12 protein-coding genes are annotated in these 14131 nt (G+C 59.5%); 10 read left to right on the top strand and 2 right to left on the bottom strand.

The annotated features are described in order from the left end of the window. Positions 1-88 precede the first annotated feature (88 nt). Together ACFOTD_RS21350 and ACFOTD_RS21345 are read left to right on the top strand one after the other, a co-directional pair. The gene (locus tag ACFOTD_RS21350; protein ID WP_378121958.1) at positions 89-1210 is read left to right on the top strand and encodes a transglutaminase domain-containing protein; all 1122 of its coding nucleotides are present in this window, start codon (positions 89-91) and stop codon (positions 1208-1210) included. 74 nt (positions 1211-1284) lie between these two features. Then, complete coding sequence (locus tag ACFOTD_RS21345; protein WP_378121957.1) at positions 1285-1926, top strand: TVP38/TMEM64 family protein; 642 nt, start codon at positions 1285-1287, stop codon at positions 1924-1926. 85 nt (positions 1927-2011) lie between these two features. Here ACFOTD_RS21345 and ACFOTD_RS21340 read toward each other — a convergent pair whose 3' ends face one another. Together ACFOTD_RS21340 and ACFOTD_RS21335 are read right to left on the bottom strand one after the other, a co-directional pair. Next, on the bottom strand, positions 2012-2281 hold the full coding sequence (locus ACFOTD_RS21340) for a hypothetical protein (RefSeq protein WP_378121956.1): 270 nt from the start codon (positions 2279-2281) through the stop codon (positions 2012-2014). Between the two features lie 888 nt (positions 2282-3169). Further along, the gene (locus ACFOTD_RS21335; RefSeq protein WP_378121955.1) at positions 3170-3919 is read right to left on the bottom strand and encodes a Crp/Fnr family transcriptional regulator; all 750 of its coding nucleotides are present in this window, start codon (positions 3917-3919) and stop codon (positions 3170-3172) included. A gap of 249 nt (positions 3920-4168) precedes the next feature. Between ACFOTD_RS21335 and ACFOTD_RS21330 the strand changes: the two genes are divergently transcribed. The 8 genes from ACFOTD_RS21330 to pflA all read left to right on the top strand — a co-directional run bounded on the left by ACFOTD_RS21330 (position 4169) and on the right by pflA (position 14098). Continuing rightward, the gene (locus ACFOTD_RS21330) at positions 4169-4630 is read left to right on the top strand and encodes a hypothetical protein (protein ID WP_378121954.1); all 462 of its coding nucleotides are present in this window, start codon (positions 4169-4171) and stop codon (positions 4628-4630) included. Between the two features lie 84 nt (positions 4631-4714). Beyond that, positions 4715-5368, top strand: coding sequence for a response regulator transcription factor (locus ACFOTD_RS21325; protein ID WP_378121953.1), 654 nt, complete (start codon positions 4715-4717; stop codon positions 5366-5368). A 37-nt stretch (positions 5369-5405) separates the two neighbouring features. Next, a complete protein-coding gene (locus ACFOTD_RS21320; RefSeq protein WP_378121996.1) occupies positions 5406-6479 on the top strand; it encodes a PAS domain-containing sensor histidine kinase in 1074 nt (357 codons plus the stop codon). A 536-nt stretch (positions 6480-7015) separates the two neighbouring features. Further along, a complete protein-coding gene (locus tag ACFOTD_RS21315; protein ID WP_378121952.1) occupies positions 7016-7543 on the top strand; it encodes a hemerythrin domain-containing protein in 528 nt (175 codons plus the stop codon). Between the two features lie 162 nt (positions 7544-7705). After that, positions 7706-8254, top strand: coding sequence for a DoxX family protein (locus ACFOTD_RS21310; protein ID WP_378121951.1), 549 nt, complete (start codon positions 7706-7708; stop codon positions 8252-8254). Between the two features lie 112 nt (positions 8255-8366). Continuing rightward, entirely contained in the window at positions 8367-10973 is a 2607-nt protein-coding gene (adhE, locus tag ACFOTD_RS21305) for a bifunctional acetaldehyde-CoA/alcohol dehydrogenase (RefSeq protein WP_378121950.1), read from the top strand. A 30-nt stretch (positions 10974-11003) separates the two neighbouring features. Next, positions 11004-13274, top strand: coding sequence for a formate C-acetyltransferase (pflB, locus tag ACFOTD_RS21300; RefSeq protein WP_378121949.1), 2271 nt, complete (start codon positions 11004-11006; stop codon positions 13272-13274). Between the two features lie 71 nt (positions 13275-13345). Continuing rightward, positions 13346-14098, top strand: coding sequence for a pyruvate formate-lyase-activating protein (pflA, locus tag ACFOTD_RS21295; protein ID WP_378121948.1), 753 nt, complete (start codon positions 13346-13348; stop codon positions 14096-14098). The last annotated feature ends 33 nt before the right edge of the window (positions 14099-14131 follow it).

Below are 14131 nucleotides of genomic sequence, written 5' to 3'. Positions count from 1 at the left end.
ATGATAGATTATACCATGTAAGGGTGCAAACGTTACGAAGCGCCGCGAATCGCTACATAAAGCATGCAGACCGGAAGGAGTGCGAGAGATGACCGCGTCCAAACGAAAGCTGAGAGCCATCACCGGATTTTTATTGTCTTCCGCGTTGCTGTTGGCCTCCTCGATGTGGCCGTACCGCGACACGGCCGTCGCCGCCGTCTCGGCGGAAGAAGCGACGACGCTCCAGGGCAATCTGAAGCAGAAGCTCGGCGCCCGCAGCGAATCCTTCAGCGTCGTGCTCAAGGGCAAGCTGGCCACCGCCGACGTAACCAAGGCGTTCGACAACGTCTTCGCCGCCGACGATTACCTGAAGTACGCGATCCGCTCCTATCGTTATACCGTCAGCTCCAACGGCTCCACCTCCACCTTAAGCGTGAATATGAAATATTGGGAAAACGCGGAACAAACCGCTTACGTGAATGCGCGCTCGAAGCAGATTCTCGCGTCGATCGTCTCCCAGAGCATGAACGCCCACCAAAAGGTAAAAGCCATCCACGACTGGGTGCTGCAACATGTCGCTTACGACCGTTCGCTCGTCCGCCACTCGGCTTACGATGCGCTGAAGAACGGGCTGACCGTCTGCCAGGGCTACGCCTCGCTCACCTACAGGCTGCTGACGGACGCCGGCATTCCCGCCCGCATCGTCGAAGGCACCGTGAGCACAGGCGCGCACACGTGGAATCTCGTCAAGCTGGACGGCGTCTGGTACCAGCTGGACACGACGTTCGACGACCCGGTGCCGGACGTCAAGGGAAGGACGACGTACGGTTACTATCTCGTGACGGACAGCGCTTTGAAAAAGGATCATGCCTGGAAGCCCGTTTATCCGCAGGCCGTCACCTCGTACAAGAACACGCTGGACGCGCTTATGGCGAAGGACAAGACGCGCACGGCATTTTACGAAGACCTGCGCGAGGACATGGGGCTCGACTATCTGGATCCTTCCCGCTCGGTGTCCACGGTCAAGGAGATCGCCGCGAAGATTCGCGCTGCCGCCGCGGCCGGCCAGACGACGGCTAAGATGCGCTACACGTCACAGGCCAAGCCCGACCTCGACGCGCTGCTCAAGCTGATGCCCGAGCTGTCCTCGGTCAGCTATACGATGGAGTCGCTCGCGGGCGGAGAGGACGGAGACAGCATGCTGACCGTGAAGTTCAAGCTTCGTCAGTAGCTTCGTCCAAATTTGGAAAAAGGCTTACACATCTTGTATGATGCTTGCATGGGACTCAAGACGGGAGTGTTCATGTGAGCCGCAAAGTCGTTCTGCTGTCGCTAGCCATCGCCGCGGTTGCGTGCGCGCTGCTGTGGGTCAACTTCCACTACCTGGAAATTACGCCGAACAAGCTGCGCGACTGGATGCTGTCTTTCGGCTGGATCGCGCCCGCCGTCTACATCGGCCTGTTCGTCGCCAGGCCGTTCGTGCTGTTTCCCGCGTCGGTGCTGACGCTGGCGGGCGGGCTTGCATTCGGCACGTGGTACGGCATGCTTTATACGTTTTTGGGCGAAATCCCGGGCGCAGTGCTGTCATTTCTGCTGGCGCGCCAGGTCGGGCTCGGCTTTTTCAAGGGACGCGACGATCCGCGGCTGCGCAAGCTCGAGGGCGCCATGCAGAGCCGCGGCTTTCCGATGGTGCTCATGCTGCGCATCGCGCCGTTCGTGCCGTTCGATCTCGTCAGCTATGCGGCCGGAGCCGCCAGGGTGCCGCTGCGCGCGTATGTGCCCGCGACGGTGATCGGCACGCTGCCGGGCACGTTCGCCTTCTGTTTTCTCGGCGCGAGCCTGACGCGGGGCGACTGGCGGGAGATCGCGCTGGCGGTCGCGGTGTTCGCCGCCGCGATGCTCGTCCCGCTGCTGTTAAAGCGGCGAGTGAGACGCGAGGTAGGTTAGCGAGAGCCGGCATCGACGCTAACATGCAACCAACAAAAGGAACCGTACCCGTTAAGGTGCGGTTCCTTTTGCGTTGGCCGAGATCTTAAAAGTAAAAGAGGCTAAGCGTAATCGTACTGCCTGGGGTAATCGGCTGATCGAGCAGCGTCTGCGGAATGACGCGTCCGTTATAGCGAACCGTCAATCCGATCTGCCCGCCGACCGGAATGCCGGCGACGCTGACGATGAAGCCGCCCGGCCCGAACTGTACCCTGCCGGTCGCAAAAAGCGCTTGGCGCAGCGTCATGCCGGGGTAGAACGTCACGTAGCTGGTGCCGGATATGTTCGGGAAGCCGAGGCCGCCTTCGATCGTCACGGCAACGAAGCTTGTAGGCTCCGGGAGCGGAACGGGAACTGGGACGGGCACAGGTCCGGGAACGGGAATCGGCAGCGGGATCGGAATCGGAATCGGGAACGGTCCTGGCGGGAACGGCCCTGGTCCTGGCGGAAACGGTCCGGGTCCTGGCGGGAACGGCCCTGGTCCTGGCGGAAACGGTCCGGGTCCTGGCGGGAACGGTCCGGGGCCAGGTGGAAACGGACCAGGCGGAAAAGGTCCCGGTCCTGGGGGAAACGGTCCTGGCGGTCTTGGCGGCGGGAATGGCCCCGGTCCGGGCGGAAACGGACCTGGTCCTGGCGGGAATGGACCGGGTCCCGGATGCGGACCGGGTCCCGGGTGCGGGCCATGTCCAGGACCCGGGTGAAAACCCGCTCCTGGCGGCCGCGGCGGGAGCAAGCCGCCTATGTGAGCGCCGCCTCCCGGTCCATGCGCGCGTTGGTGCTCGGGCGTGAACCACCAGGGGATTTGTCTTACCGGAATGTCCGGCTCGAAAGACGCCGATTGCGGACTTTGCTTAACGGCGATACCCGTCTTTTTTTTCGCGGGAGCCTTGGCGTGGAGCGTCGCTTTACGCTTCGCCGCTTGCTTGGCTGCGGGCTGCCGACGTTTCTGCCCTTTATTTGTCATGCATGAATTCCTCCTCGGCTGGGCGAATGTCGCTAAGGTACGATATGCGCCTGCCCAGAAGAAGGTGCGGAGGAACTCGGGACAAAAAAAAGCGGGCCTGCAGCGAAAGCTGCAAGCCCAAAAGATATATTATTGAAAAGGGGGGTCATGTCTGTATTGTAACCGCCGAAGATGAAGGTAAGATGAAAGCTATATTACGATTGCGTTACAATCCGAGCCTTGAACCGTCTGACTCCAGATTTAGAGCCGGCAAATCTCCTTGGGACAACCGGGACACGTCGGACAATGACAGATTTCGCGCAGCGCGTTCAAACGCAGAATGACGATACGGCCCTGACGGATGTCGATGATGCCCTCGATCTTCAGGTCGTTCAGCATGCGGTTTACGCTTTCCCGCGAAGTCCCGATGAGGTCCGCCATCTCCGTATTGGTCAGCTTCAACGTAATCTTGATGCCCTCCGGCACGGCGACACCGTAGGTGTTGGCCATCCGGATCAAGGTCGAAGCGAGCGCGCCGGGCTTGCCGAACAGCAGCAGGTCGCGGAACTTCGATTCGCTTACGCGCTGCCCGATCGCCATCCAGTTCATGAATCGAACCGCGAAGTCTCCGTACCGGTACAGCAGAATTTCGAGGTCCTTCCACTGCACGACGCCAAGCTCCGCGTCTTCGAGCACTTCGGCGCTGAACGAGTGGACTGTCGTCAGCCCGTTCTCAGGCTCCCAGATCAAGTCCCCCGTCTGCATGATCGACAAGGTGAAGTCTTTGCCTTCGTCCGTCGATTTCCGAAGTTTCACCTTACCCGAGCGCAAATAGTACAGCTTGCCGGCGGCATCGCCTTCCCAGAACAGATAGCTGCCCTTTTCCGCACGCTTCGGGTACATCAGTTCTTCGAGACGAGCGAACTGATCCTCCGAAAAGAAGCGATGAATGCCTAGTCCGTTATCCTGCTGCCGTTCCGTGGCCGTCCTGTTTTTCAGCGCTTCGCCCATGACCGCGTCCCCCATCCGAATCCTTTTGATGACTTAATCATACCGCAACTCGTATTCGTCTTTTATCGGGGAACTTCCTGATTATGAAGCGGGAATTCCCTTATCTTTTTGTGAGAATGATCACAGCGGCCCTTCGAATCAGGAGTTTCCCTATGCATAATTCCGGGAGTTCCCCGAATTACGGACAGCTGCCGGTCCGGTAAACTGGAGGGAGCAGCATGCGATATGCATGGCATGGAGGGATGCGGGATGGACGAACTAAGCAGCCGCTCAGCGATTTTGGGCAGTCTGGACATACTGCGCAAAGAGATCGGATGCGACTTCAGCGCGGTCGGCTTGAAGGAAATGCCGTCACTCGTTTTAAGATGGCCGATGGCTTCCGGGCATAGCAACGATAGAATCGAGGGCATTGCGGAAAAGCCAGGCAGGGGACTGTCCGCCACCGTGCTGAAGATTGGCAGAGCGATGCCGCTCAGCATGACCGAGCTGGTGTGCTCGCGCCAGTTGCAGGAGTATCCGCTATTCCTCGCGGAAAATTTGCGTGCCGCGTATGCCGTCCCGCTGGGCTGGGGGGCTGCGCAATCGGGAGTCCTTCTCGTAGGAGATCGGAAAAAGAGAATTTATCGCACGGAGGAGCGTCGTCTCATCGCGGCGGCAGCAGACCGAATCGCAGCCCAATTGTCGGACCTGCCATCCGCGAGAACCGTCTAGGACTTCACGGAAGGTCGCTCCTTCCAACGCTGCCTATGGTAGAATGGGTAAAAAAGCGGAGCTGTGTTGTTGGGAGGAGTAGAGATGGTCAGGATTCTGGTTGTCGACGATCATGCCGTCGTACGTTCGGGGCTCATGATGCTGCTGAACGGCAGGCAGGGCATGGAGGTCGTGGGAGAAGCGGCGGACGGTGACGAAGCGATTGCGCAAGCGCAGGCGCTTCGTCCCGACGTCGTGCTGATGGACCTCAGCATGCCGCACGGCAAGGACGGCCTCACGGCTGCGGCCGAGCTCAAGCGCTCGCTTCCGGAGACGGCCGTGCTGATCTTGACGATGCACGACGACGAAGGGTACCTGTTCCGGGCGATCCAATCCGGCGCGTCGGGTTATATCTTGAAGAGCGCGCCGCATGAGGAGCTGCTCACCGCCATCCGGCATGTGGCCGAGGGCCAGGCCTATTTGTATCCGACCGCGACCAAGCGGCTGATGAGCGATTACCTGGACAAGCTGAAAAACGGAGAGCATGCAGGGACCTACGAATCCTTGTCCGATCGGGAAAAAGAGATTCTGGCCAAAGTCGCGCAAGGCTACTCCAACAAGGAAATCGCGGAGCAGCTCGTCATCAGCGTCAAGACCGTAGAGTCGCACAAAAGCAATCTGATGGAAAAGCTGGAGCTGCGTACGAGACCGGATCTGGTTAAATTCGCGATGAAGAAGGGGCTGCTGACTTTTGATTGAACCGGAAAGCAAAGGCAGGCCCGAGTATCACGCGGAGATGCTGGCTGCCCAGGTGACTGGACTGCTCGCGGGTCTTGACGCCGGCGTGGCTGACGCCGAGTATCGGGAGGAGCTGCGCCGCTCGCTCGAGCAGCTCGCGGACGTCAAGTTCGCCCTCGACGAGTCCGCGATCGTCGCCATAACCGACCGCAGGGGCAGGATCCGCTACGTGAACGACAAGTTTTGCGAGATATCCGGCTACAGCAGAGACGAGCTGCTCGGGCAGGACCACCGCCTCGTCAATTCGGGTTATCACGGCAAAGCCTTCATGAATGAGCTGTGGACGACAATCTCGTCAGGCAAGGTGTGGCGCGGAGAAATTAAAAATCGGGGGAAAAACGGCCGCGAATATTGGGTCGATACGACGATCGTTCCGTTCGTGGACGGGGACGGCGCCCCTTATCAGTATTTGGCGATCCGTCATGAGGTGACGCGCCTCAAGGAGACCGAGGCCGAGCTGCAGTCGATGCTGGCGCAGATGATGCAGATTCAAGAGGAGGAGCGCCGGCGCTTCTCGCGGGATTTGCACGACGGAATCGGCCAGAGCCTCTTTTTCTTCAAAATCACGATCGACCGCCTGCTTGCCGAGCGGGAAGACGAGGGGCTCGAGATGCTGGGGCAGCAGGTGTCTCAGCTTATGTCCGAGGTTAGAGGACTCGCGTGGGAAATGCGCCCTTCCGTGCTGGATGACCTCGGCATCGTGCCGGCGCTCCGAACCTATATCGAACACTTCGAGAGCCATTACGGCATCAGGGTGCACTTCGAATGCGACCTGAAGCGCCGTCCGGCGCTGCTTGCGGAGACGACGATCTACCGCGTCGTACAGGAGGCGCTGACGAATGTCGGCAAGTATGCAAACGTGTCCGAAGCATTCGTATCCTTGCGGGAGGAGGACGAGCAAGTCCGCGCGGTCATCCGCGACGAGGGCGTCGGCTTCATCCGCGCAACGGCCGGATCCGGCGTCGGCCTCTTCAGCATGGAAGAACGCGCACGGGCGTTGCTGGGCGAGCTGAAGCTGCGATCCGAGCTCGGCCGCGGCACGACAGTAACGTTAAACATCCCGCTCGCTTAGCGCGTCGTTAAAACATGCGAAACAGGGGAATGCACCATTCACATGTTTCGCACGTTTTAACAATATCCCGTTGCGTCAGGAAAAAGCGCGCTCGACCGCTGCATGGCTGGCGGCCATGGGCAGTGACGAGTGGGTCGAACAAAACAATCCAACTCCACGCTTGTCGCGAAAAATATCCCGAAAAACTCCCGCCTCCTCGAAACCGCCCTTAGGTCAGTTGCTTCGAATTTCAGGCCATTATCCGAGCATTCTCAAATCGCATGTCCCACCCTCCACATCAAAAAGAAGTGGCACCACTAGCCTGTACGTCGGCCGCTTCGCGCAGGACGCCTATAAGCCGTTCTACGCGATCGTCGGCAACTACTCCGGCGACGTGTTTTCGCACAAAATGCTCCGCCGCCTCCGAGTGTAAATGTGTCGATATTTTGTCCGCGTTCAATATGTGATTTTTTTCACATTAATAGCTTCACGCAAGCTGTATATTAAAAGCATCAAAAGAAGCAACGCCCCGAACATCGAAAAGGAGGCACGCCACGATGAAAACGAACCACGAAGATAATCGCGCATCGCAGCCGAACGCCGGAGGAGACGAACGTTATACGCTGCTTGGCGAAGCGGTCGTCAGAGCCCAACAGGAGCACGACGCATTGGAAGCGGAGCTGGCAGACTTGTATGCGCAGGCTTGCACGGTACGCAAGGATGAGGACATCGTTCATCTGAACGCCAATGTCCGGATCTTGAATGAACGCGTAAAACATTTCATGACGGAATGGAGCGCGCATATCGAGTGGGAGAAGACGGAGCTCTTCCCGTACGCGACATGGTATCTGGAGACCGAGCCCGACTTGTTCGCTTTAATGGAATTGGATTACGGACTTGCGGAGCGGTTCATCGGCTCGTTTCTGAATACGCTGGAAAAGGCGGTCCTCCCGATCTCTCCGGAAGAAGCGAAGGCGCTCTCGTCCCGTCTGCTGCAAGCCTATGCCTGCTTGAAAAATCGGCTGAACGAGGAACAGGAGATTATCGACACGCTGGGTGATCGCTCGAATGTATACAGCTTCTAAGCGCTGCATGACAAAGTGAAAATTTTCACAAGAAAAAGCTCGAAAATGTGATTTCCATCACATGCGGCATCCGTCGCGTCCCTCATAATGAAGGTGCAAGGCAAGCAACACAACCGACAACCACTAATAAACGCCTAAAAGGCGAAAAGGGAGATGGCCATTATGGTCACCAAATGGTTCAGAGAAAACGTATGGGCGGCAGTCGCAGTCACGCTTCTTCGCATCTATGTCGGCTGGCAGTGGATCGACGCGGGCTGGCACAAGCTGACGGGCGGCTTCACGGCAAAGGGATTCCTGCAGGGAGCGGTCACCAAGCCGGTAGCCGATCACGCGACGAATGAAGTCATCTTCCCTAACTACACGTACTTCATCCAGCACTTCGCACTGCCGAACGTCAAGCTGATCGACGTATTGATCCCGCTGGGCGAGTTCCTGATCGGCGTAGGGCTGATCGTCGGGGGACTCACAGTCACGGCCGCCTTCTTCGGAATGTTGCTCAACACGCTGTTCCTCTTCGCAGGTACTGTAAGCACTAACCCTTGGCTGCTGGTCCTTGGCTTCATCGTCTTCACGGCAGGCGCCAATGCCGGACGCTTCGGACTCGACTACTACCTGCTCCCGCTTATCCGCAAGGGCTTTGGTAAGATCAAGCACACTGTCGCGGATAAAAAGAATAACGACGGTACGCACGGCAAGCCCGTCGCGCATTAATCCATCGCATTGACTGGTTGACACGGCGGCCGGAGCTCTCCGGCCGCCGTCCATATCGTCCGGCCGCCGAGACCGGATGGAGAGAAGCGATACTTGACGGGAGGCCACGAGGATGGCGACGAAGGAAAAGGCGCAAGCCGAATTCATTTCCGCGCATGACGAGGTGAATCTGCTGGCGGAGCGCGCCAACAAGGCGCTCGAGGCGTACATGCGACTGAATCAGGAGCAGGTCGACCGGATTGTGCAGGCAATGGCCCTCGCGGGACTCGACCAGCACATGCCGCTCGCGAAGCTCGCAGTCGAAGAGACGGGACGCGGCGTGTACGAAGACAAGATCACGAAAAACATTTTTGCGACGGAATATATCTATCACAGCATCAAGGCGGAGAAAACGGTTGGCGTGATCGAAGAGAACGTCTACGAGAATTATCGCATGGTCGCCGAGCCGGTCGGCGTCATCGCCGGCATCACGCCGGTTACGAATCCGACTTCGACGACGATGTTCAAGTCGCTGATCGCCGCCAAGACGCGCAATCCGATCGTCTTCGCCTTCCACCCTTCGGCGCAGAAGTCGAGTGCGGCCGCAGCGAGGACGCTGCTTGAGGCGGCGGTCGCCGCCGGCGCGCCGGAGCACTGCATTCAGTGGATCGAGCACCCTTCCGTCGAGGCGACGGGCTTGCTGATCAATCACAAGGACATTGCGCTCGTCCTGGCGACCGGCGGCTCCGCGATGGTGAAGGCGGCCTACAGCACCGGCAAGCCGGCGCTTGGCGTAGGTCCGGGCAACGTCCCATGCTTTGTCGAACGCACGGCGGATCTCGAGCAGGCCGTAACCGATCTGATCCTGTCCAAGACGTTCGATAACGGCATGATCTGCGCATCCGAGCAGGCGGTCATTCTTGAAGAGCCGATTTACGACCAGGCGAAGGCGCTGATGTCCCGTCAAGGCTGTTATTTCCTCAATAAAGAGGAGACCGAGGCGGTCTCGCGGCTCGTCATCAACCCCGAGAAATGCGCGGTCAATGCCGTCATCGTCGGACAGCCGGCCGTCAAAATCGCGGAAATGGCAGGCATTCAAGTGCCTCCGTCGACGAAGCTGCTGGTAGCCGAGCTGACCGGCGTCGGCGAGAAATATCCGCTGTCCGCCGAGAAACTCAGCCCCGTGCTCGCCTGCTACAAAGTCAAGACGGCAGAGCAAGGCATCGAGCGTGCCGCGCAAGTCATTGCATTCGGCGGCATGGGCCACTCGTCGGTCATTCATTCGAACGATCAGGCGGTCATCGCGGCTTTCTCGGCGCGGCTGCAGACGGGGCGCATCATCGTCAACGCGCCGTCGACGCATGGGGCGATCGGCGACATTTACAACACGAACCTGCCTTCGCTCACGCTCGGCTGCGGCTCGTACGGCCACAACTCGACGACCTCGAACGTGACCGCCGTCAACCTCATCAACGTTAAGCGCGTGGCGTATCGCACGGTCAATATGCAATGGTTCAAGGTGCCGCCGAAAATTTACTTCGAAAAAGGCGCCACGCAATATCTCGAGAAGATGCCGGACATCAGCCGCGTCATGATCGTGACCGACGAGGCGATGGTGAAGCTGGGTTATGTGGAGAAGGTCGCCTACTACCTGCGCAAACGCAAGGATCCGGTGTCGGTCGAGATCTTTAGCGACGTCGAGCCCGATCCGTCGGTCGACACGGTCGAGCGAGGCACCCGCATGATGGCGCAGTTCAAGCCGGACTGCATTATCGCGCTCGGCGGCGGCTCGCCGATGGACGCAGCGAAGGCGATGTGGTTGTTCTACGAGTATCCGGACACCAGCTTCGACTCGCTCAAGCAGAAGTTCATGGACATCCGCAAACGCATCTACAAGTATCCGCGGCTAGGCAAGAACGCCAAGTTCGTCGCGATTCCGACGACGTCGGGCACAGGCTCGGAAGTAACTTCGTTCGCCGTCATCACCGACAAGAACAAAGGCAACACCAAGTACCCGCTTGCCGATTACGAGTTGACGCCGGACGTCGCCATCGTCGATCCGGACTATGTGTACAGCTTGCCGAAAACAGCGGTCGCGGACACGGGCATGGACGTGCTGACGCACGCGATCGAAGCTTACGTTTCGGTGATGGCGAACGATTTTACCGACGGTCTCGCGCTTAAAGCCGTCCAGCTCGTGTTCGACAATCTGGAAGCGTCGTTCCATAAGGCGGACCCGGTCGCGCGGGAAAAGATGCACAATGCGTCGACCATCGCGGGCATGGCGTTCGCCAACGCGTTCCTCGGCATCAACCACAGCCTGGCGCACAAGTGGGGCGGACAGTACCATACGGCCCACGGCCGCACCAATGCGATCCTGCTGCCGCACGTCATCCGTTACAACGCGCAGCAGCCGACGAAGTTCGCTTCGTTTCCGAAATACAGCCACTTCGTCGCCGACAAGCGTTACGCCGACATCGCCCGGCTGCTCGGGCTGCAGGCCCGCACGACGGAAGAAGGCGTCACCAGCCTGATCAACGCGATACGCCAGCTCAACCTGTCGCTGCAGATTCCGGAGTCATTCCAGGCGCTGGGCTTTGACGCAGCCGACTTCGAATCGCGGGTCGATCAGCTTGCAGACCGGGCGTTCGAGGATCAATGCACGACAGCAAATCCGCGATTGCCGCTCGTCGTCGAGCTGGCAGACGTGTACCGCAACGCATTTTACGGCAAGTTCTAAGCGGAGATCGATCATTAGGAGGCAACGCTCATGAGCATTCTGAACAAGACGATCGGGGAATCCGCCGGCCGGTTGGACGGCTGGAGAGGTTTTCAAACGGGCGCTTGGCAAACGGCTGTAGACGTGAACGACTTCCTGGCGCGCAACCTTACGCCATATGAAGGCTCCGCGGCATTCCTGGCCGAACCGACGGATGCGACCCGCGAGTTGTGGACGCAAGTGCTGGCGTTGATGAAACAGGAGCGGGAAAACGGGGGCGTGCTGGACGTCGACACCGAGACGGTGTCCACCATCGTCTCGCACCGTCCGGGCTACATCGACAAAGCGCTGGAGAAGATCGTCGGCCTGCAGACCGACGCGCCCTTGAAGCGCTCGATCCAGCCTTTCGGCGGCATCCGGATGGCACAGGATGCATGCGAAGCGTACGGCTACAAGCTGCCGGACGAGATGGTCCGCACATTCACCGACGTCCGCAAGACGCACAACCAGGGCGTATTCGACGCCTACACCGCCGAGATGCGACTTGCACGCAAAGCTGCTATCATCACCGGCCTTCCGGATGCGTACGGCCGCGGCCGGATTATCGGGGACTACCGCAGGGCGGCGCTGTACGGCGTCGACAAGCTGATCGCAGCCAAGCTGGATGATCTGACCGCGCTCGAAAAGGACGTCATGGGCGAAGATCTCATCCGTCTTCGCGAGGAAGTGTCCGAGCAGATCCGGGCGCTCGGCGAGCTCAAAGCGATGGCGGCCTCTTACGGCTACGACATCTCGGGACCTGCCACGAACGCGGCGGAAGCGGTCCAGTGGCTCTACTTTGCCTACCTCGCCGCCATCAAGGAGCAGAACGGCGCCGCGATGAGCCTCGGCCGCGTATCCAGCTTCCTCGACGTTTATATCGAGCGGGATATTCAGGAAGGCACCTTGACCGAGGAGCAGGCCCAGGAGCTCGTCGACCACCTCGTTATGAAGCTTCGGCTGGTCAAGTTCCTGCGCACGCCCGACTATAACGAGCTTTTCAGCGGCGACCCGACATGGGTGACCGAGTCGATCGGCGGCATGGCCAAGGACGGAACGACGCGCGTCACGAAAAACTCTTTTAGATTCCTGCACACGCTGTACAATCTCGGTCCGGCGCCCGAGCCGAACCTGACGGTACTCTGGTCGACCGGACTGCCCGAGGGCTTCAAAGACTATTGCGCCAAAGTTTCCGTGGACACGAGCTCGATCCAATATGAAAACGACGACCTCATGCGTCCGATCTACGGCGACGACTACGGTATTGCCTGCTGCGTCTCGGCCATGCGGATCGGCAAGCAAATGCAATTCTTCGGCGCCCGCGCCAACCTTGCCAAAGCGCTGCTGTACGCGATCAACGGCGGCAAGGACGAAAAGCTGGGCGTGCAGGTCGGTCCCGAGCTCGCTCCGCTGACCGGCGAGTATCTCGATTACGACCAGGTTATGGCGAGGTACGACGAGGTGCTGGAATGGCTCTCGAAGCTGTATATCAACACGCTGAACGTCATTCACTACATGCATGACAAGTACAGCTACGAGCGCATCGAGATGGCGCTGCACGATACGGAAATCTTGCGCACGATGGCCACCGGCATCGCAGGCCTCTCGGTCGTCGCCGACTCGCTGTCCGCGATCAAATTCGCCAGGGTGAAGCCGATTCGCAACGAAAAGGGGCTGGCCGTCGACTTTGAGATCGAAGGCGAATATCCGCAGTTCGGCAACAACGATTCGCGCGTCGACGATATTGCGGTCGACCTGACCGACGCGTTCATGTCGAAGCTGCGCAAGCGCGAGACGTACCGCGGCTCGATGCCGACGCTGTCGGTGCTGACGATTACGTCGAACGTCGTCTATGGCAAGAAAACCGGCAGCACGCCCGATGGCCGCAAGGCCGGCGAGCCGTTCGCGCCAGGCGCGAACCCGATGCACGGCCGCGACCGCAAAGGCGCGCTCGCCTCGCTCAGCTCGGTCGCCAAGCTGCCGTACTACAACTGCCTCGACGGCATCTCGAACACGTTCTCGATCGTGCCGAAGGCGCTTGGCCGCGAGGAGGATACGCGCGTCGGCAATCTCGTGTCGCTGCTCGACGGCTATGCCGACAAGGGCGGGCACCACTTAAACATCAATGTGTTCAACCGGGAGCAGCTGCTCGACGCGATGGAGCATCCGGAGCAATACCCGCAGCTGACGATCCGCGTCTCGGGCTATGCCGTCAACTTCATCAAGCTGACCCGGGAGCAGCAGCTCGACGTCATCAATCGGACATTCCACGGCTCGATCTGACCGGACGGCGGCGAGCCCGGATGCTTTCGACCTAGCTTCGGTCAATCGATACTTCAGAGGGGGACTCGACGATGCATCATGCCGGAAGGATACATTCTCTGGAGACGTTCGGGACGGTCGACGGTCCGGGCATCCGCTTCGTGCTCTTCATGCAGGGCTGCGCGCTCCAATGCGCCTATTGCCACAATCCCGATTCCTGGGATACCAAAGCCGGACAGCTGCGAACGGTCGACGACATATTGGCCGAGATCGAACCGTACGTTCCTTTCTATAAAAGGTCGGGCGGAGGGATCACCGTTACGGGAGGGGAACCCACGCTGCAGGCGCCATTCGTCGCCGAGCTGTTCGAAAAATGCAAGGAGCGGTGGGGTTTGCACACGGCGCTCGATTCGTCGGGCTTCTGCGATCCGCACCATGCGAAGCGGCTGCTCGACGCTACGGACCTCGTGCTGCTCGATCTGAAAATGATCGATCGCGCCGGCCACGAGCATCTGACTTCGCAGCCCAACGATCGCATCCTGGCCTTTGCAAGGCATCTGTCGGATGCAGGCATCAAGATGTGGATCCGACGCGTGCTCTTGCCGTACTGGACCGACGGGATGACGGAGCTGCTGGCGCTAGGCGAGTTTATCGGCGAGCTGCGCGGCGTCGACAAGATCGAAGTGCTGCCTTATCACCGGATGGGCGTGTACAAATGGGAGCAGCTGGGCAGAGCCTACAGGCTGGAAGGCGTGCCGGAGCCGTCGCCTGAAGAGGTCATGCGGGCTTATCGATTGATCGAGCAAGGCATGCAAGCTGCAAAGGCTTCAAAGGCTTCAAAGTAAAGCGGACGGACGCTTCTTCCCGGCGAGGACCGG

This window comes from Cohnella sp. GCM10012308, assembly GCF_042649185.1.
Lineage (GTDB): Bacteria > Bacillota > Bacilli > Paenibacillales > Paenibacillaceae > Cohnella.
This window is presented reverse-complemented; position numbering and strand designations above follow the sequence as displayed.